We start from the raw sequence: 19,248 nt of genomic DNA, 5'->3' as shown, positions 1-19,248 counted from the left end.
CGGTGAAAATGAAAGAACATGGCCGATAATTGTTTTTTGGACAAGATTTTTTCAGAGGAAAAGAGAAGAATAGAATTTTAAAAATTATAGTATGAAAAACACTTTTATGATTTTGGTTTTATCGCTTTTGTTGGTAAGCTGTAAACAAGAAATTAAACCTGCTGATATTGCAAAACTGAATGGATACTGGGAAATTGAGAAAGTAGTTTTTGATAAGGGGGAGGACAAGGATTATGGAATGAACGAAAATTTCGATTATTTCAATATCAAAGGAACTAAAGGAACACGAACGAAGGTGATGGCGCAGCTGGATGGAACTTTTTTAACAACAGATACTTTTGAGGATGTATCCGTTCGATTTAAAGGCGATCAGGTTTTCCTGGATTATAAAACAGATTATGCCAAGTGGAGCGAAGAGCTAATTTCTGTTTCCGATGAGACTTTTGTAGTAAAGAATGACCAGAATAAAGAATATCATTATAAAAAAACCGGACCTGTAAATTTATTAAATGATGGCAAAAAGACTAAATAACGAAAGTACGATTGGAGCTGTTTTGCAACAGATCATTCAGGGGAATAAATTACAGCCCGGAATGGATCAAATCGATGTAAAAGAAGCCTGGAGGCAGTTAATGGGGAATGGTGTGAATACGTATACCAAAAATGTTGTTCTGAAAGGAAGTACATTGTATGTCGAGCTGGGATCGGCAGTGTTACGTGAGGAATTAAGTCATGGTAAAAGTAAAATTGTGAAAATGATTAATGAGGAGTTAGGTCGTGAGGTGATTAAAGAAGTTGTTTTGAGATAAAAGTTGTCAAAAAGTAAATGTTGTCATGCCGCAAATAAAATCGAGATTTAAAATTTTAGTACTCTTTTTGGTTTCTTATTTGACTTTGTTGCCTATTTTGGTTGTTTATCTTTCTTATGTTTCTCCGGTTGCAGGTATGGTTTTGCCAGTTTTATTCCTGCTGTTTATTGCTTTTTTCTGGTTGACCATATTTAGAACAAGAGCGTTTAAAGTAATTTTTACCGAATCTGGTCTTGAGGCTAGAAGTTATTTTGGGATTGGAAAGGGAAAAGTATATGGGTGGAGTGAACTGGATGGTTTTGTAACCGTTTTTGAATCTGGAAAACTTGGAATTTCAGAGTCTGTTTTTATTCTCGAAAAAGGAAAAAGAGTCGCGAGTATTTCGAGCTTTTATCATAGTAATTTCGATAAGCTAAAAATAAGTTTAAATGAGAATTTAGCTGATCTGGGGCTTGCAAAGAATACTTTTAAAGAGGCGAATCGGGAATTGTTTAAATAATATATCAAAAAAAAACCATTTCAATTGAAATGGTTTTTTTATATGCGGCATCTTCAAAGATCTAAGAAGTTTAAAATCTAATGATCTAAGAAATCTAATGATCTTAATATTAGAATTGCTCTCTTCCTGCAAAGTGGAATGCGCTTTCGATAGCTGCATTTTCGTCACTGTCAGAACCGTGTACTGCGTTTTCTCCGATTGAAGTCGCGTATGCTTTACGGATAGTTCCTTCAGCAGCTTCAGCTGGATTTGTAGCTCCAATTAAAGTTCTGAAATCTTCTACTGCATTGTCTTTTTCTAAAATTGCAGCAACAATTGGTCCGCGAGACATGAATTCAACTAATTCTCCGTAGAAAGGTCTTTCTGCGTGAACAGCGTAGAATGCCTGAGCATCAGCTACAGTAAGTTGAGTTAATTTTAATGAAACGATTTTGAAACCTCCATTAGTAATCATTGCTAAGATATTTCCGATGTGTCCGTTTTGAACTGCATCCGGCTTAATCATTGTAAAAGTTCTATTTGTTGCCATTTTATTGCTTATTTTTAATTTCGTGCAAAAGTATACTTTTTTTATGAATTGATTTTAATAAATTCATAATTAAAACTCTGGGAAATGATGTTTTGGTAAAGAAAAATGAAAAATAGTACATTATGTGATGTTGTCAATTTGTTTTAGAATGAGGAAGAAAAAAAGAGACGCGTTTTGCGTCTCTTGTAATCGAAATGAATATAGCTTATTTTAAACTTTAAAAATCAGTTTGTTTTTGTAGAAAATCCATAATATAAAAGTCCAGATTCCAACATAAATTAATGCTCCTGCTAACGAGGCTGTCATTGGATTGCTAAAGAAAGGAGCAATACCGAATTGGTACAGATAAGTTAAAAGATTGATCTGTTCTTCCGGATGATGTGGGTTCTTAAACTGAACCATCACCAAAGCCTGAGGGATGATCTGAGAGAAGAAAAATACAATCATTGGATTGACACCCCAGATTAAAAACAATTTTATACCCTTTTTGTATGCTGCAATATCAATCATGTAGTATAGGAATGCCAAACAAGCAGTTGCCAATCCAGTAGTGTATAAAACATAACTGCTGGTCCAAAGCGATTTGTTGATAGGGAAGAAAGCGTTCCAGATTAATCCTCCAATGATTAATGCAACACCTGCGGCTATCATTTTTACTGCTTTCTGTTTTGGTGTAATTCCACGCTGTAAAATCTGACCAATCAATAAACCAATGATTCCGTTCACGATTGACGGTATGGTGCTTAGAACTCCTTCAGGATCCCAAGTTATGGTTCCGCGATACATATGTCCTTCAAGTAAAACGCCATCGAGCCAGGAGGCTAAGTTGGTTTCTTTCTCTAAATTAGGCGCTCCGATTCCGGGAACGGGGATCAAAGTCATTATAGCCCAATAGCTCAGTAATAAAGTAATACCGGTTATGATTTGTGTTTTTTGAGTTGTTTTTAGGTACAATAAAGAAACGACAAAGTATACAATCGCAATTCGTTGTAAAACACCCGGTAATCGAACATCGTGATAGGCTTCGATTCCGCTATAAGCCAGAAACAGATAAATAAAAAGGATCGAAAACGCCAGTATGTTTTTGATTTTCGAACTGAAATTACCCATCAATGCATAGCCAACAGCCACAGTAATAATCAGTCGGCCGATAAGAAGCGGGATTCCTTCAAGACCGAAAAGCTGTATTTTTCCAAAATAATTAAAGAAAATTCCAAGTCCGAGCATGCGTAGTGAACGAACCATGATTTTGTTGAAGGTAGTGTTGTCCCAGGTTTTGGTTGGCATTGCCAGGGGGACTGCAACACCCATGATGAAAATAAAAAACGGAAACACTAAGTCGGTTGGCGTACAGCCATGCCATTCGGAGTGTAGTAACGGGGCGTAGACATTTCCCCAATCTCCGGGGTTGTTTACAATAGTCATTAATAAAATAGTCAATCCTCTAAAGACATCTAATGATATCAGGCGCTCTCTGGTCATAATTTTGGTAAATAGGTTAATTTTTTTTAAAGGTTACTATTTGGTTTGAGAGGCAATAATTTCAGAAGAGGCGGTTATTTATTCTGATGACTATTACTTTTTTATTTTTATATCGTGATAATATTAAAATTCGTTTCTAAAGGTTTTAAATTTTGTATTAAAAGCGGAATCAGCTCTTCTCCTTTTTCCAGATAAAATTCAGAAAAATTGGTTTGACGCTCCTGTAAACTCTGATTTGGAAACAATTCACATTGTAAATCAACAACGCGTTGTATTTCTGAATCCAGTTTTCGTTTTTGTGCTTTTAATAATCTTTTCTCAAGATTATCTAAACCTTTTTTCTGTTTTACTTCCTGAGCTTTTACAGCTCCCGTAAAGGATTTATCAGTTTGCTGTGCTAATTCGTAAAGATATTCAAATTGTTTGACCAACATCTCTTTTTGTGGCGTTAAATCAATCGGAAAACCAGATAATTTATGTGTGATTGCATTCACTAAATCTGCAGGTTTAGTAAATAAATCTTTCCAGTAAAGTCCAAGTTTATCTGCTTTTTTAGCTTGTTTCTCTGTGCTTAAAAGTACAGAATTACGAACTAGTAACATTGGGAAAGTAATGTTCACAGTATCAAAAAAGGATTTTAATTCCAGCCAGTAAGCAATTTCTCCTCCTCCGCCAATGTAGCATAAATTCGGAAGAATAATCTCCTGATACAAAGGACGCATGATTACATTCGGACTGAATTTTTCGGGATTGCTTCCGAGCAGATTGAAAATCTCTTCTTTCGAAAATGAGATTTTAGTATGGTTGACAACGTATCGGTCTTTTTCTAAAATAATACGTTCGCGCAGTTTATCCTCAATATAAAACAAATTGATTTCGCGAGGATTTACCTGAATGGTGTAATCATTAAATTTTGAAATTGTTTCCTGAACCGCTTTGAAAGAGGTTTGCTGTTCCAGTTCTTCTTTGATATACGGAATGAAAGCGCGCTTCAAATCTGCTGAATCTGCATCTATAATCACTAAACCGTATGATTCGAACAAACTGTTTGCGAGAAAGCGTGTGGCATCGGCAAGATTTTCATGTTTCAGATAGGCTTCTTCAAAGAGTTTTTTTAAGAAGCGGGCATTTGTACTTGAACCCAAATCTTTGGAGTAGATTTCAAAAAAATCTTCTAAACCTTCTGTAGAAAGTCTTCCAACCGGACCAGTGCTTTCTTTGTTCCAGCGGAATTTCTTTCCTTTAAAATTAAAATAATTAATCTCTTCAAAATCGTGATCTTCAGTAGCCATCCAATAAACAGGAACAAAATTATGAGCAGGATACTTTGATTTCAGTTCTGTAGTGAGATTAATGGTCGAAATGATTTTATATAAAAAGTACAAAGGACCGCTAAAAAGGTTTAGCTGGTGTCCGGTTGTAATCGTAAAAGTATTTGGAAGAGCTAAAAGCTCAATATTTTGTTTGGTCGAATCTGAAATTTTGATGTTTTCGTATTGCTTTTTTAAAGACTCAACAAGAGGAATACGGTTGGAATGGTCAAAATTAGCCTGCTTGTCATGAATTTGTTTCTCAAAGTTTTCAAGCGTAGGAAAGTGATTGTACAGTGATTGTAATTCGGGTTTCTGATCTAAATAATCTTGTATCAATTTAGTGAAATATCCTGAGTTTTGGTAGCTGATACAGTCGGTAGGCATAGTTTTAGGTTTATTTTTGATAGCTGTAAATTTAATCAAAATATGTACTTAAATCCTTTTTTAACGAATGCTTAAGATTTGATTTTTATGTTTTGAATCAAGTTGTTGTAAATCAATGTTTTGGTTTTAGTGTCTCTTTTTTAATTGTAAGAAATGTTTTGTGAATGATTTAAAAATCTGATTTGTTATTTTTGTTAAAATTTTGAGAGTAATTTAAAAGTATTGATTGTATGTTCGGGTTATTAATAATGAAATTCTATTTTTGCAAACGAATATTTGTTTTGTAAAAGAAGCTGATTTATTTTTTGCAATAGTTCATAAAAGAAAACAATAGTAAAGTCGAATGAAAAATAACCCGAAACAGAAGAACTCCTTAAAACATGTTCTCTTTGGTTCCTTGATTGGGACCACCATAGAATTTTTTGATTTCTATATTTATGCCAATGCTGCCGTATTGGTTTTTCCGCAACTATTTTTCCCCGGTTCAGATCCCACTATGGCAACTCTGGAATCTTTGGCTACCTTTTCAATTGCTTTTTTATCGCGCCCTTTGGGATCAGCTTTTTTTGGACATTATGGAGATAAAATCGGGCGTAAATTTACCTTGGTGGCAGCATTATTAACAATGGGGATTTCGACAGTTACGATCGGATTTTTACCCGGGTATGCCAGTATTGGGGTTGCTGCTCCTTTATTGTTAATGCTTTGTCGATTTGGGCAAGGTGTAGGTTTAGGAGGCGAATGGGGTGGTGCTGTTTTATTGGCAATCGAAAATGCACCTCCGGATAAACGTGCCTGGTATGGAATGTTTCCACAATTGGGCGCTCCTATTGGATTGCTGCTTTCGGGAGGAACTTTTTTAATTTTGACAGACACCATGACCAACGAAAATTTTATGGATTATGGCTGGAGAATTCCATTCATCGCAAGTTCACTTTTGGTTGTTGTGGGGTTTTATATCCGAACAAAAATTACTGAAACGCCTTCATTTGAAAGTGCTAAAAAAGAAAAAGAAGAGGTTAAAGTTCCTTTTTTAACTTTGATTAAGTCGTATCGAAATCAATTGATTTTTGGAACATTGGCAGCTGTTACCACTTTTTTAGTTTTTTATCTGATGACTGTTTTTACTTTAAGCTGGATCACTTCAGATTTAGGGATTACCAAAAGAGATGCGTTATTGGTTCAACTGTTCTCTGTTTTGTTTTTTGCCCTTTTTATTCCGGTTTCGGCAGTTGTTGCCGATAAGATCGGACGACGTAAAATGTTAGTTATTGCGACAACAGCCATAGCGCTTTTCGGATTTTTGTTTTCTTCTTTTTTAAGCAAAGGAAATATCATTCTAATTACCACTTTTGCCTGTACCGGAATGGCTCTGATGGGATTCACTTATGGACCTTTAGGAACTTTTCTCTCGGAATTATTTCCAACAAATGTTCGTTATTCCGGAGCATCTTTGACTTTTAATATGGCGGGAATCCTTGGTGCGGCATTTGCCCCCATGATCGCCATTTGGCTGGCCAGTACTTACGGTTTAAGTTATGTAGGTTTTTATTTGACAGGTGCCGCTCTAATTTCGTTGGTTTCCTTTTTGGTGATTAGTAAAGACGAACATAAGTTTTAGAGTTCTTACTATTATTTTCAAAAGAATTTATACAAAGTCCATAGGGGTTTACAATTAAGTCCTGTGGACTTTGCATTTTTTATCGTTTCAAAGTAAAATGACCTCTATATTCCTTACCGTTGGAACGTGTAGCGGTAAACCAGTAATCTGAAGTAGGTTCATTTTTCCCGAGGTACGTTCCATCCCAAAATGCATCCTTGGTTATTTCTTTGATGAATTTACCGTAACGGTCAAATATTTGAATCACTGTGTTAGGAGCGAGATACCCAAAATCTATTGTCCAGGTATCATTATAGCCATCATTATTCGGAGTGAAAAATTTAGGAAAAGGAAGTTCTTCGATCAAGTGGATACAATTTTGATTTGTAGCCTCAAGAATATTTATAGCAATTGAAATTCTGTCGCTTTCACAGTTTGCAATGGTTTGAGAGGCATAATAGGTACTGCCGTTTTTAAGCGGAGTTGATTCCAATAGTGTTGCCGTAGAAGAATTACTTTCAAACCATTTTATATTTTGCCCAATAATGTTGATGTTTTTTATGGAGGCATTCTGCTGGAAACAGAAGGTTTGTCGTGAATCGGCTATTGGTTTTTGGGTGTCCTGTATTTTTACAGTGATAGCAAGTCTTTCGCTTTCACAGTTGTCTAGTGTTTGTGTTACGTAATAAGTTTGGTTTTCTAATAATGTCGTTTCCTGTAAAATATTTCCATTTATAGGAGAATCATACCACTTCAAAGTTGTTCCTGTTATAGCTATATCTTCAATTGTTGAAATATCATCGATACAGAATTGTTGATTGTTATTTCCGGCTGGCAATGGAGTATTATGAATTTTTACTAAAATTGGAGTTCTGTCACTCTCACAGCCAATAGTTTGTGAGGCGTAGTAGGTTTTGTTGTTTTCCAATAAAGTTGAATTGGGTAAGGCAGTAGGAGAGAAACCGGTATCATACCATTTTATATTTTGCCCGGTTATTTGAAGATCATTAAGCGTTTTATTCTCCTTTTTACAAAATGATTGTTGATCAATAGCTGTTGGAGCTGTTGGGGTATCTACGAGGGAAACCGTAATTCCTAATCGCGGTCCTTCACAATTATTTACGGTTTGAGAGGCATAATAAGTTTTACCATTAACAAGATTTGTAGTTTCTACTAATGATGAACCATTATGTAACGAATCGTACCATTTTACATTATTTCCATTTACTTGGATGTTAGCAATCGTTGGATTCTGACCTGTACAAAATTGTTGATTTGCATCCCCTGTTGGGGGCTGAGTACTTTGAATGATAACATTAGTTTTTTTTGTTCCATTACATACATCAGTTCCTGAAATTACACAAATGTATTCTCCGCCATTAGCTGTTGTTGTATTTGTAATTGTTGGATTTTGATCTGTTGATGTAAATCCATTTGGGCCAGTCCATAGATAACTGGTTCCTCCTGATGCTTTTAATTCTAATGTTTTATCAATACAAACAGGAGAATTGCTTGTTATATTTGGAATACTATTTGTGGTTGATTCTTCAAATTTCATTAGAAAATAATTATGGAATCCGATAATGTTAGATTGATAAGAACTTGCATCTGCAATACCGTTATTTTCACTTGAGATTCCGCTGACAAATATGTTATTGTTTTTGTCTAATACTATTTTTGTTGGACTATGATGTGCATCTCCTCCAATATCTGTTCCCCATATAAAATCGGCTTCTTTCGAAAATTTAGCAATGTATCGTTCAAAATGTTTATTAGATCGATATGAGCAAGCATTTGTTAATTTTGAATTAGCAAACCCAAAGTTTGTGGCACCAAAATATATTGAGTTGTTTCTGAAAACTATTGAATAAATATGATTTTCACCTAAATAACTGCCCCAAATTCTTTGTCCATTAGTATTTAATTTTGCAAAGAAACCTTTATATGAAAAAGTATTACTGCTTTCAAAACTGCCAGAAGTTGTGATGTTATTATTGCTGGCAGTTTCTCCTCCGATATAAATGTTATCTTCATCATCAACTTCCACTGCATGTATTTCGTCAATTTGTTCTCCACCGTAATATGTTGACCATATTCTTTCCCCGGTAAGAGAAAATTTGTACAAAACTCCATCCGGATGGGTAATTGGATTGTGTAATTCTTGAAACACCCCTGCTGTTGAAATATTGTTAAAACTATATGTATATCCTCCGATAATCAAGTAATTGTTTTTTACTACTATATCATTAAATATATCACGATTTTCACCTCCCACATAAGAACTCCAAATTAAATTTCCTGAAGATTCAAATTTGGTTAGAAAACCATCAATTGTATTAGAGAAAGCGGGGTCTACATTTATATGTGTTTGAAATTTGCTATTTATAGCAATACCAGTTGTGCTGGTCGTAAGACCAATCATATAAATGTTATTGTTGTGATCAACATCTATCGCAAATCCAGAATCCTGATACTCGCCACCAAAATAGGTTCCCCATAACCTAACACCTGAACTATTAAATTTTACTAAAAAAGCATCTTGATAACCTCCTAAATTAGATTTATAGGATCCTGCAGTACTTATGTTAGTTTGATCTTGAGTTGTTCCCGTTACAATTACATTGTCCTGGAAATCTATTTTTATATCAGTTATACCACAATAATTTTGTCCACCATAATAAGTTCCCCATAAACGATTTCCATTAGGATCAAATTTTTCAATTATACCGTTTAAATATACTGATGATGGTATTGTTTGATGGGCGCCTGCTGAAGCATATGATGAATTTAAAGCATTTGTGCTTCCAGATACATATGCATTTCCAAAGGAGTCAGTGCTGATGCTTGAAGGGCTAAGTACTTGGGCTGAACCAGTGTGATCCCCATAAAAAGTCCCCCAAAGTCTCGTTGGCACGGGATCAATTACAATCGTTTTTCCATTAACAGGATCAGTTGAATCAAACCCGTAAACATTCTTCTTTATTTTTCTGTAGCCAACCGCAATCTCTTTCTTACTATTTCCATCTTCAATCCAACTAGCAGGAAGTGTTTCTTCCATTTTTCCAAAACGAACATTCATCTGGATTTTATTATCGACTAAATCAGTTTCGGCGCCATTAAATTTTAACTGAATGTCGGAGATTTTACCTTTTGGATGAATTACAAAATTGTATTCGACGACTTTTTTGGGATCATTCGGAATCGTAAAAACAACATCAATATTTGGATAGATATTTTTATAAGTAATTTGTTTGTATTGATAAACGCCAGTAATTCCTTCCGGTTTATTGGGAATATTATAGTAATTATCAAAATCGGTTGATTTTTTTTCAGTAACCAATTCAACTTTTGAGTTTGAATTTACAAAGTCAATATCAATTCTGTGAAAGGTGTATTCTAAGTCAAACTCCGGATTTTCTTCATTATCCTTTTCGGGAATTAGATGCGGAAGTGTTTTGGCTGTTTTTGGAGTTTGTCGACGCGGAGTTTTCTTAACTTCGTATACGTCGTATGAAAAGCCATTTTTCTTTAGCTGAACATTTAATCCGTTAGTGTTCAGTAAGTATTTTACAGCAGTATTTGGTTTTCCTTTTTGATCAATAATCTGGCCTTTATTTTCTTTAAACCCAATTGACGGACTTGTATTTTGTGAGAATAATTGAAAAGTAAATAAGAAAAAAAATAAAAGTAAACGTTGCTTCATCTGAATAAATTGAATAGTGGCAAATGTAATTAAATATTGATAAAACAGTAGTAAAAAATCAAAACGCGGACTAATAAAATCTTTTCCTCAAAAGTCTCTAAATATCCCGTATTTTTGCAAAAAAATAAATTCCTCTTGAAAACAAAACTTTTTGTAATTACGCCACCTTTTACGCAACTGAATACCCCGTATCCGGCAACAGCGTATATAAAAGGTTTTCTGAATACCATAAATATCGAATCGGTCCAGGCTGATTTGGGTATTGATGTGATTTTGGAATTGTTTTCGAAGAAAGGATTGATTGATTTGTTTCTTTATTCTGAAAATCTTTTTAAAGATTTGTCCTCCCGGGCGGAGTCGAGGGAAGACATTTCAGATAATTCTAAACGTATTTTTGCGTTGCAGGACGAATACATCAAAACAATTGATCCGGTAATTCAGTTTTTGCAAGGGAAAAATCCAACCCTGGCATTACAGATCTGTCAGGAAGATTTTCTGCCAGAAGCTTCTCGTTTTGCGCAGTTGGAAGAACTGGACTGGGCTTTCGGAACCATGGGAACGCAGGACAAAGCCAAGCATCTTGCTACCCTATATCTCGAGGATATTTCAGATTTTATTGTGGAATGTATCGATGAGAATTTTGGTTTCAGCCGATATGCCGAACGTTTAGGGCGAAGTGCCAATTCGTTTGATGAATTGTACGAAGCTTTACAGCAGGAACCAACCTACATTGATTCTATTTTAATTTCGATTTTAAAAGAAAGAATAGAAACTGTTCAGCCTACATTTTTTCTGATATCCGTTCCTTTTCCGGGGAATTTGTACAGTGCTTTCCGATGTGCACAGTGGGTAAAACAACATTATCCGGAAATTAAAATTTCGATGGGTGGAGGTTTCCCCAATACAGAATTGCGTTCACTTTCGGATCAACGTGTTTTTGAGTTTTTTGATTTTATCACTCTCGATGACGGAGAAGTTCCAATTGAAGAACTTGTTGAAAGCTTGTCCTCCCGAGCGGAGTCGAGGGAAGAGAAGAGATACAAAAGAACTTTTCTGCTGGAAAACGGAGAAGTAATCTATAAAAACAATTCCTTAAAACACGATTATAAGCAATCCCAAGTTGGAACTCCCGATTATTCGGATCTGCCTTTGGATAAATACATCTCCGTAATTGAGATTGTGAATCCCATGCACCGAATGTGGAGTGATGGACGTTGGAACAAACTCACCATGGCACATGGCTGTTATTGGGGAAAATGTACTTTTTGTGACATCTCATTAGATTATATAAAAGTTTACGAACCGGTAGCGGCTAATTTATTGTGCGATCGAATGGAAGAGATGATGCTGCAAACCGGTCAGAATGGATTCCATTTTGTAGATGAAGCAGCTCCGCCGGCATTGATGCGTGCTTTGGCTTTAGAGATTTTACGTCGAAAATTAGCCGTAACGTGGTGGACCAATATTCGATTTGAAAAAAGTTTTTCTAAAGATTTGTGTCTATTACTTAAAGCTTCGGGCTGTATTGCAGTTTCGGGAGGTTTGGAAGTCGCCTCAGACCGATTGTTAAAATTAATTGACAAAGGTGTAACGGTAGAACAGGTGGCAAGAGTAACCCGAAATTTTACTGAGGCCGGAATCATGGTGCATGCTTATTTAATGTATGGCTATCCAACTCAGACCATTCAGGAAACGGTGGATAGTCTCGAAATGGTACGTCAGTTATTCGAGGCAGGGATTCTGCAGTCGGGATTTTGGCACCAGTTTGCGATGACAGCTCACAGTCCGGTTGGATTGTATCCGGAAAAATTTGGTGTCACAAAAACAACAGAAGCTATCGGAACTTTTGCGAATAATGATATTGATTATACCGATTCTACAGGAATCAATCACGATAAATTTAGTTTCGGATTAAAAAAATCACTTTTTAATTTCATGCACGGAATCTGTTTTGATTACGAATTGCAGGATTGGTTTGATTTTAAAATTCCGAAGACCAAAATAGACCCCGATTTTATTTTCAATGCCCTTGAAGAAGGAAATGATTTCAATACAAAACCCAATGCAAAAGTAGTCTGGTTGGGCGGGAAACCATTTGTCGAGCATTTCACAAAATCTAAAAAAGGAAGAAGCTGGGAAATGATGAGCTTTACTTTTCATGATAAAAAAGAAAGTTTCAACATTCAGACGAATAAAGAGGAAGGAGAATGGCTGGTTGGAATTTTAAGTAAAATGGCCATTTCAAATACTAAAAATTACACTTTTCAGGAAGTGAAAAATGATTTTGAAACCAATTTAGACGATTTTGAATTGTTTTGGTATTCCAAACCTGTTAATACTTTGCGTGAGTTCGGATTATTGGTTTTGTAGTTTTTCTTTGTATTAAATGAAGAACTAGTATTCGACACAGGTACCGTCATTTGGAATCGAAACTTTATCCAAAAGATTATTATCCAAAAGCGCTTGTTTTAATGCTGATCTTTTTGTCGGACAGTGGTTCAGAGCTTCCAGATGATTGGCGAATACCTTTCCGGGAGCAAGTGCGGCAAATTTCAGAATATCGTTCATTCGCATCAATAAGGGCTGACCGAAATCTAACCTTGCAGTTCCGCAGGCAACAACCGAAATGTCGGGTTTAAATTCAATCAGGACTTTTTGTACGTGTTCTGTGAAAATAGTATCAGAGCTGATATAAATCGATTTTTGGTTAGGCAATTCGATATGAAACCCCATAACGTTTCCCATAAGTTTGGCAATAAAGCCGTAGCCGTGAATGGCGGGAATTCCGGTTATTTTGCCTCCCAAAAACTCCTGAGGTTCCCAATAGTTTAATGTTTGTACGATGCTTAAACCTCTTTTTGATAAAGCACTTTGATCCTTGCTGCTGCAAATGACCGGAATACTTTTGCGTCTTAAAAAAATCTCACCTGCTTTGTCAATATGGTCAGGATGTAAGTGAGTAATAAGGCAGACGGTTACTTTACTCAAAATATCCCTGCTGTTTTTGGGTAAAGCAATAAGTGGGTTTCTTTTGGGTTTGTAACGGAAAATAGTAAAAGGTGCAATCGTTTTCTTTTTCCCCAACATCGGATCAACCAATATAACATCGGTTTCAGTTTCTATAACTAAAGTGGCGTTGCGTAAATGATGTAATTTCATATCGGAGGAAATAAGTACTAAAATACAAAAAAAGGAGGAATTTAAGGTTATAAATTACATTGTAAATCGAAAACCAATTCCGTGAAGGTTCTCAATAGAAATGCCTTTTTCATTGCTTAAAATCTTACGAAGCCGCGAAATAAAAACGTCCAGACTGCGCCCCATAAAATAATCATCGGTTCCCCAGAGAGAGGTTAGGATTTGTTCTCTTTTTAAAACGGAGTTTTTATTGTCAAGGAATAATTTTAATAATTCGGCTTCGCGTTGCGTGAGGCTGATTTTTTCATTTTCGTTGAAAAGAACAAAGTTGTTCGTGTCAAATTGATACTTGCCAATTTCATAAACCGGCTTTTCAATTAGAATGTTTTTCTGTGAACGCTTTAGGAAAATTTCAATTTTTAAAAGCAATTCCTCAATGCTAAAAGGTTTTACGAGATAATCGTCGGCACCCAAACGCAACCCTTTAATGCGGTCTTCCTTTAATGTTTTGGCCGAAAGAAAGATAATCGGAATGTCGCTGTTGCATTTTCTGATTTGAGCAGCCAGTTCAAAACCATCCATTTTAGGCATCATGATATCAAGAATACAAATGTCAAAATTCTCTTTTTTAAAGCTTTCGAGTCCCATTTGTCCGTCACGGCAATGATTCACGTCATAGTTGTTCTGTTCCAGATTGTCTTTCGTCAGGAATGCAAGGGTTTCATCGTCTTCAGTATAAAGTATTTTGAATTGTTTCATTTTTTATATGGAATTGATAAAGTTATAGTGATGCCTTTTTCGGAATTGTTTTCGGCTTTTATTTTCCAGTTGTGCAAGTTGCAAATTTCTTTTACATAATACAAACCTAGTCCAAAACCGGTTACCTCATTGCTTTTTTCGTTTTGAGCACGGTAGAATTTATCAAAAATAAAGGAAAGATTTTTAGAAGAAATCCCAATTCCGTTGTCTCTGAAAGCTAGTTTTAAAACCGAATTCTCGGCCGTTATTCCAATTAGAATAAGGCATTTTCCGGAACAATATTTAACAGCATTATCAAGTAAATTATAAACCAAATTTGAGAAATGAAAAACGTCAGTTTCTATTTTGTACTCTTTGGAAAGAGTTTCAATTTTGATATTGGCTTCCGGATATTTTAAAAGTATGTTTTGGATTACTTCTTCAATAATCGGAACCACTAAAACCGTTTCCTTCTTTAATTCCAGTGGTGCATAATCTGATTTGGCAACATTTAGAATCTTTTCAATATGACCATTCAGTTTGTTGCTTTGATTGATAATGATGTCAGTGTACGTATGCAGTTTTTTGTCTTCTTTAATAGGTGTTTGCTCGATCAGATATTTAGATGCAATCAGAATAGAAGACAAAGGTGTTTTAAACTCATGGGTCATATTGTTGATGAAATCACGCTGCAGTTCGGAGTATTTTTTTTGCTGTAAAAGGGTAAAAATCGAGTACACATAAATTAGCAAGATAAGAATCAGAGCAATCGAAAGTATGAACCAAAATCGCATCGAACTAAACAAATAGGTCGTCTCATTTGGAAAACGTATGGCAAAATAATAAACCAGGTTCTTGTGCTTTGGAAAATAAACCGGTTGTTTGATTGTCTTTTTTTCAGTTAGCGAAATATAATTACCATACACCATTTCGTCACTCTGACAATTGTACATCGCATACTCAAAATCAGTTGTGATGTTCATTTTTTTGAATTCACTTTTAAGGTAAAATTCCAAAATATCAGCTTCAAAATCATTGTCAATATTTACGATATAATAATCGTTGGCAATCTTTTGAACAGGATTTTGTGCCGGAAGTTCGTGATTGGTTCCTTCGTATAGTTTTTTGGCGACTTCAAGCAAAGCGAGATGTGCTTTTTGGCTGAGTTTTTTTTGTTCTATGGTAAAAGCTTCTTTAGTCCAAAGCAGCTGTGTTACCAGTATACTGATAATAGCCACTAAGCCTAATAAAATGATGCTATTGAGTTTGTTGAGTTTCAAGAAAACAGTTTTTTAAAGTGTAATATTAATCAAATTTATAGTGAAAAACGCCAATTAACAAGTCGTTAACAAAGATTTGAAAGCGGTTAACAGCGATTTGATCCGTTCAGAAGTACTTTTGAAATATCATTAACCAATAAAATATTTAGCTATGAAAATGATTAAAATTTCGATGTTAGCTTTGGCACTAGGTTTAATGTCTTTTTCGGCAATCGCACCGTTAAAGTCATTAAATTCTGAAACAAAAGTTGCAGCAGCAGCGGCTTCAACTGTAGTATGGAAAGCTGAAACTATAGATGTGGGTGAAATTCCTCAGGGAACTCCAAAAGCAATTGTTTACGAATTTAAAAATACCGGAAAAACTGCTGTGGTTATTACAAACGTAGTAGGATCTTGCGGTTGTACAGCAACAGATTATACTAAAGAACCAGTTTTGCCTGGTAAATCAGCAAAAGTTACCGCTACTTATAATGCAGCAAATAAAGGCGGCTTTACAAAAACAGTTACGGTAACTACAAGTGCCGAAAGTACTCCAAAAGTCCTTACACTAAAAGGCACAGTGATTTAAGAGTTTTAAATATATTAGTTATAAAGCGAGAAGCTCCGGATATGTAATGTATCCGGAGTTTTTTTTATGATGTTTATTCTATCTTTTTTTAATTACTATCTTTAAGAACAATGTTTTATAGAAAACGTAAAGAACTTCTTTATAGAATATGACAGGACTAAGGAAACCGAAATTGTTAAAATACGCTAAGTGTTTAAGAATTAAGTTGGCAATAGTCAGATTAAGCAGGTTCTCTTAAAAAAGCGATACGATGAAAAATAATATGTTTAAGTTTGTTCTCTTTCTGTCGATTATTCCCGGTTTTATGATGGCAAATGTCTCTCTACCCAATATTTTTGGTGATAATATGGTTTTACAGCGCAATGCCGAAGTTAAGATTTGGGGATGGGCCAATCCACAGGAAGAAATCAGATTAATGGTTGGCTGGAGCAATACCGAATATAAAGTTAAAGCAAACAATCTGGCGCAGTGGGAATTGAAAATAAAAACACCCGAAGCGGGAGGCCCGTATGTAATTTCTATCAAAGGATATAATGAAATTATCCTTAAAAATATTTTGATTGGTGAAGTCTGGGTCTGTTCAGGGCAATCGAATATGGAAATGTCGTCAAGCTGGGGAATTGACAATGGCGAGGAAGAAACTAAAAATGCCTCAAATCCGAATATTCGATTTTTTAACGTTCCCAAATTAACCGCTGCAACCCAACAGAACAATTTGCTTGGCAACTGGACAGAATCGACTCCCGAAACCATGAAATATTTTAGTGCTGTCGGTTATTTTTTTGCCAAGCGCTTAAGAGAAGAATTAAAAAATGTTCCAATCGGGTTAATATCTTCCAACTGGGGAGGTACTCCGGCAGAAGTCTGGATGCCCGAAGAAGTCGTTCAGAACGATCCCGTTTTGTTGGAAAATGCTAGGAAATTAAATGAGCAGGAGTATGGACCCCGACAGCCGGGGCGTGCTTACAATGCGATGATCTATCCGTTTGTCGGATATAAGATTGCTGGTACCATTTGGTATCAGGGAGAATCGAATGTGGGTTCTTTGGTATACGACAAAACATTATCGGCTCTGATTGCCTCATGGCGAAAAATCTGGAACGATGAATTTCCATTTTATTACGCACAAATTGCCCCATTTAAAACCGGAAGTAATAATTTTCATAATGTCATCGTAAGAGATTCACAAAGGAAATTACTGAAAGAGGTCTCAAATGCCGGAATGATTGTAACCAGTGATATTTCAGATGTAAAAGAAATTCACCCAAAAGATAAGAAGACAGTAGGAGTCCGTTTAGCCAATCTGGCTTTGACGAATACTTATAAGATTGCTGTCGGTTTGGTCAATGGACCGCTTTTTAGGAGTTTTAAAGTTGATAAAGAGCTAGTAACTCTTTCTTTTGACTATGCTGATGGTTTGTATTTTAAAGATAAAGTGTCAAAGCAGTTTGAAGTTGCAGGAGCAGATGATATTTTCTACACAGCTGAAGCTTCTATTAAAAACAATCAGGTTGTAGTAAGCAGTAAAAAAGTTAAAAATCCGGTCAAGGTTCGTTTTGCCTGGGGTAATACCATCCAATCCGATCTGTTTAATGAAGCGAATTTGCCTGCTTCTTGTTTTAGTACTGAATGAAAATGATGAAAAAGAAATTTGTTTTTTCTTTACCTTTAAAATTATAAAAATAGAATCTTTAAATTACAACAATGAAATATAACAGATGTGGAAAAAGCGGATTATTACTGCCTCAGATTTCTTTAGGATTGTGGCATAATTTCGGATCGGTAGATAATTTTGATACTGCAGAATGTATTGCTGTTGAAGCTTTCGATAAAGGAATTACACATTATGATCTGGCTAATAATTATGGGCCGGTTCCGGGATCTGCAGAAACTAATTTTGGAAAGATTCTTTGGCATAACTTTCAGGGAAATTTAAGAGACGAAATTATTATCTCGACCAAAGCTGGTTACACCATGTGGGATGGACCTTATGGAGATTGGGGGTCTCGAAAATATTTACTGTCAAGTCTGGATCAGAGTTTAAAAAGAATGAAAGTAGATTATGTCGATATTTTTTATTCGCATCGTCCAGATCCTGAAACTCCAATTGAGGAAACAATGATGGCTTTAGATTATGCTGTAAGAAGCGGAAAAGCTTTGTACGTGGGAATAAGTAATTATTCGGCAGAACAAACCAGAGTAGCTGTGGATGTTTTGAAGCAATTGGGGACGCCATGTTTGATCCATCAGGCAAAATATTCTATGCTTGAGCGTTGGGTAGAAAATGGTTTATTAGATGTTCTCGAAGAAAAAGGAGTGGGGTGTATTGCCTTTTCTCCCTTGGCACAAGGACTTCTAACGGATAAATATCTAAACGGAATTCCGGAAAACTCAAGAGCGCATAATCCAAACGGACATTTGAGAGAAGATGAGGTTACACAGGAACGCATACAGAAATTAGTTCAGTTGAACGAAATTGCCACAAACAGAAACCAATCTTTGGCTCAAATGGCTTTGTCGTGGCTCCAAAAAGACAAACGAATTACTTCAGTTTTGATCGGAGCAAGTTCTGTAAAGCAATTGAACAATAATATCGAATGTTTACAGAATATTGATTTCACAGAAGACGAACTAAATGCCATTGAGAAAATTTTAGTGTAGATCGATTTTTATATACTTTAAAAAAAAGCTGACTCATTTTTTGAGTCAGCTTTTTTTTGGGTATAAATTTTTAAAAAAATCAGAAGGAGCACACCTTTTTTAGAAACTGCTCCAACGGAGCGAAACGTATTTTTTATGGAACGTTTATGGTTCAGTTTTTTAGTAAAGTTTATTCAGGATAGAATGGACTTTTGTGCTTTTAGCAATGAATGCTAAGCATTAAATTTTTGGTTTATAAGGGTGTGTTTTTTGTAAGAATTTTTTCTTTTCAAGATTGTGTTTTTGTATTTATTAGTTAGGAATGGTTAAATGAAGTTATTTTTGTTATTTTAAGTTTATTTGTTTTTTATTATGGGGTGTTGATTTTTTTTGTGTTGATTTTTGATTTTTTATGTTGTTTTTTTATTTTGTTTTTGATTAGTTAGTCTTTTTTTTTATGGGGTAATTGAAAATATTGTGTTGTTTATTTTTTAAAAATGAATAGTTAATAATGTCAAATAATGATTATGAAGAGGTTAATTTTTGTAATCCGTAATTCTTGCTT

The 19,248-nt window shown here is 35.2% G+C and carries 15 protein-coding genes; 8 read left to right on the top strand and 7 right to left on the bottom strand.

Annotation, left to right across the window (positions count from 1 at the left end):
* Positions 1 to 91: 91 nt before the first annotated feature.
* From ACAM30_RS02855 to ACAM30_RS02845, 3 genes are read left to right on the top strand one after another with little or no spacing between them, the layout of a single operon-like run.
* Complete coding sequence (locus tag ACAM30_RS02855) at positions 92 to 532, top strand: hypothetical protein (RefSeq protein WP_369617156.1); 441 nt, start codon at positions 92 to 94, stop codon at positions 530 to 532.
* Positions 513 to 809, top strand: a complete 297-nt coding sequence (locus tag ACAM30_RS02850; RefSeq protein ID WP_369618632.1) for a DUF721 domain-containing protein — start codon at positions 513 to 515, stop codon at positions 807 to 809. Before ACAM30_RS02855 ends, ACAM30_RS02850 begins: the two co-directional genes overlap by 20 nt.
* A gap of 25 nt (positions 810 to 834) precedes the next feature.
* Positions 835 to 1,308, top strand: coding sequence for a hypothetical protein (locus ACAM30_RS02845; RefSeq protein WP_369617155.1), 474 nt, complete (start codon positions 835 to 837; stop codon positions 1,306 to 1,308).
* A 109-nt stretch (positions 1,309 to 1,417) separates the two neighbouring features.
* Here the strand turns inward: ACAM30_RS02845 and ACAM30_RS02840 are convergent, their stop codons facing one another.
* The 3 genes from ACAM30_RS02840 to bshC form a co-directional block, all read right to left on the bottom strand.
* Positions 1,418 to 1,837, bottom strand: a complete 420-nt coding sequence (locus ACAM30_RS02840) for a nucleoside-diphosphate kinase (protein ID WP_369617154.1) — start codon at positions 1,835 to 1,837, stop codon at positions 1,418 to 1,420.
* Between the two features lie 210 nt (positions 1,838 to 2,047).
* Positions 2,048 to 3,319, bottom strand: coding sequence for an acyltransferase family protein (locus ACAM30_RS02835; protein ID WP_369617153.1), 1,272 nt, complete (start codon positions 3,317 to 3,319; stop codon positions 2,048 to 2,050).
* A 107-nt stretch (positions 3,320 to 3,426) separates the two neighbouring features.
* Positions 3,427 to 5,016, bottom strand: a complete 1,590-nt coding sequence (gene bshC / locus ACAM30_RS02830; RefSeq protein WP_369617152.1) for a bacillithiol biosynthesis cysteine-adding enzyme BshC — start codon at positions 5,014 to 5,016, stop codon at positions 3,427 to 3,429.
* Positions 5,017 to 5,359: 343 nt separating this feature from the next.
* On the opposite strand from bshC, the gene ACAM30_RS02825 reads away from it, so the two are divergent.
* A complete protein-coding gene (locus ACAM30_RS02825) occupies positions 5,360 to 6,637 on the top strand; it encodes an MFS transporter (protein WP_369617151.1) in 1,278 nt (425 codons plus the stop codon).
* Between the two features lie 79 nt (positions 6,638 to 6,716).
* Here the strand turns inward: ACAM30_RS02825 and ACAM30_RS02820 are convergent, their stop codons facing one another.
* Entirely contained in the window at positions 6,717 to 10,319 is a 3,603-nt protein-coding gene (locus ACAM30_RS02820; RefSeq protein WP_369617150.1) for a T9SS type B sorting domain-containing protein, read from the bottom strand.
* A gap of 135 nt (positions 10,320 to 10,454) precedes the next feature.
* Between ACAM30_RS02820 and ACAM30_RS02815 the strand changes: the two genes are divergently transcribed.
* Positions 10,455 to 12,689 carry a radical SAM protein gene (locus ACAM30_RS02815; protein ID WP_369617149.1) on the top strand — a complete coding sequence of 745 codons (2,235 nt, stop codon included), beginning with the start codon at positions 10,455 to 10,457 and terminating at the stop codon, positions 12,687 to 12,689.
* Positions 12,690 to 12,713: 24 nt separating this feature from the next.
* On the opposite strand, the gene ACAM30_RS02810 is transcribed toward ACAM30_RS02815, so the two are convergent.
* The 3 genes from ACAM30_RS02810 to ACAM30_RS02800 are packed head-to-tail and all read right to left on the bottom strand — an operon-like array spanning position 12,714 to position 15,475.
* The gene (locus tag ACAM30_RS02810) at positions 12,714 to 13,478 is read right to left on the bottom strand and encodes an MBL fold metallo-hydrolase (RefSeq protein ID WP_369617148.1); all 765 of its coding nucleotides are present in this window, start codon (positions 13,476 to 13,478) and stop codon (positions 12,714 to 12,716) included.
* Positions 13,479 to 13,532: 54 nt separating this feature from the next.
* On the bottom strand, positions 13,533 to 14,216 hold the full coding sequence (locus ACAM30_RS02805; RefSeq protein WP_369617147.1) for a response regulator transcription factor: 684 nt from the start codon (positions 14,214 to 14,216) through the stop codon (positions 13,533 to 13,535).
* On the bottom strand, positions 14,213 to 15,475 hold the full coding sequence (locus ACAM30_RS02800) for a sensor histidine kinase (protein ID WP_369617146.1): 1,263 nt from the start codon (positions 15,473 to 15,475) through the stop codon (positions 14,213 to 14,215). The genes ACAM30_RS02805 and ACAM30_RS02800 overlap by 4 nt, the downstream gene beginning before the upstream one ends.
* A gap of 151 nt (positions 15,476 to 15,626) precedes the next feature.
* Between ACAM30_RS02800 and ACAM30_RS02795 the strand changes: the two genes are divergently transcribed.
* From ACAM30_RS02795 to ACAM30_RS02785, 3 genes are all read left to right on the top strand, one after another.
* Positions 15,627 to 16,043: a DUF1573 domain-containing protein gene (locus tag ACAM30_RS02795; RefSeq protein ID WP_369617145.1), complete on the top strand. Its 417-nt coding sequence runs from the start codon at positions 15,627 to 15,629 to the stop codon at positions 16,041 to 16,043.
* 250 nt (positions 16,044 to 16,293) lie between these two features.
* Positions 16,294 to 17,676: a sialate O-acetylesterase gene (locus ACAM30_RS02790; protein WP_369617144.1), complete on the top strand. Its 1,383-nt coding sequence runs from the start codon at positions 16,294 to 16,296 to the stop codon at positions 17,674 to 17,676.
* A 71-nt stretch (positions 17,677 to 17,747) separates the two neighbouring features.
* On the top strand, positions 17,748 to 18,704 hold the full coding sequence (locus ACAM30_RS02785) for an aldo/keto reductase (RefSeq protein ID WP_369617143.1): 957 nt from the start codon (positions 17,748 to 17,750) through the stop codon (positions 18,702 to 18,704).
* The last annotated feature ends 544 nt before the right edge of the window (positions 18,705 to 19,248 follow it).

The sequence above is a fragment of the Flavobacterium sp. CFS9 genome (genome assembly GCF_041154745.1).
Classification (GTDB): domain Bacteria; phylum Bacteroidota; class Bacteroidia; order Flavobacteriales; family Flavobacteriaceae; genus Flavobacterium.
This window is presented reverse-complemented; position numbering and strand designations above follow the sequence as displayed.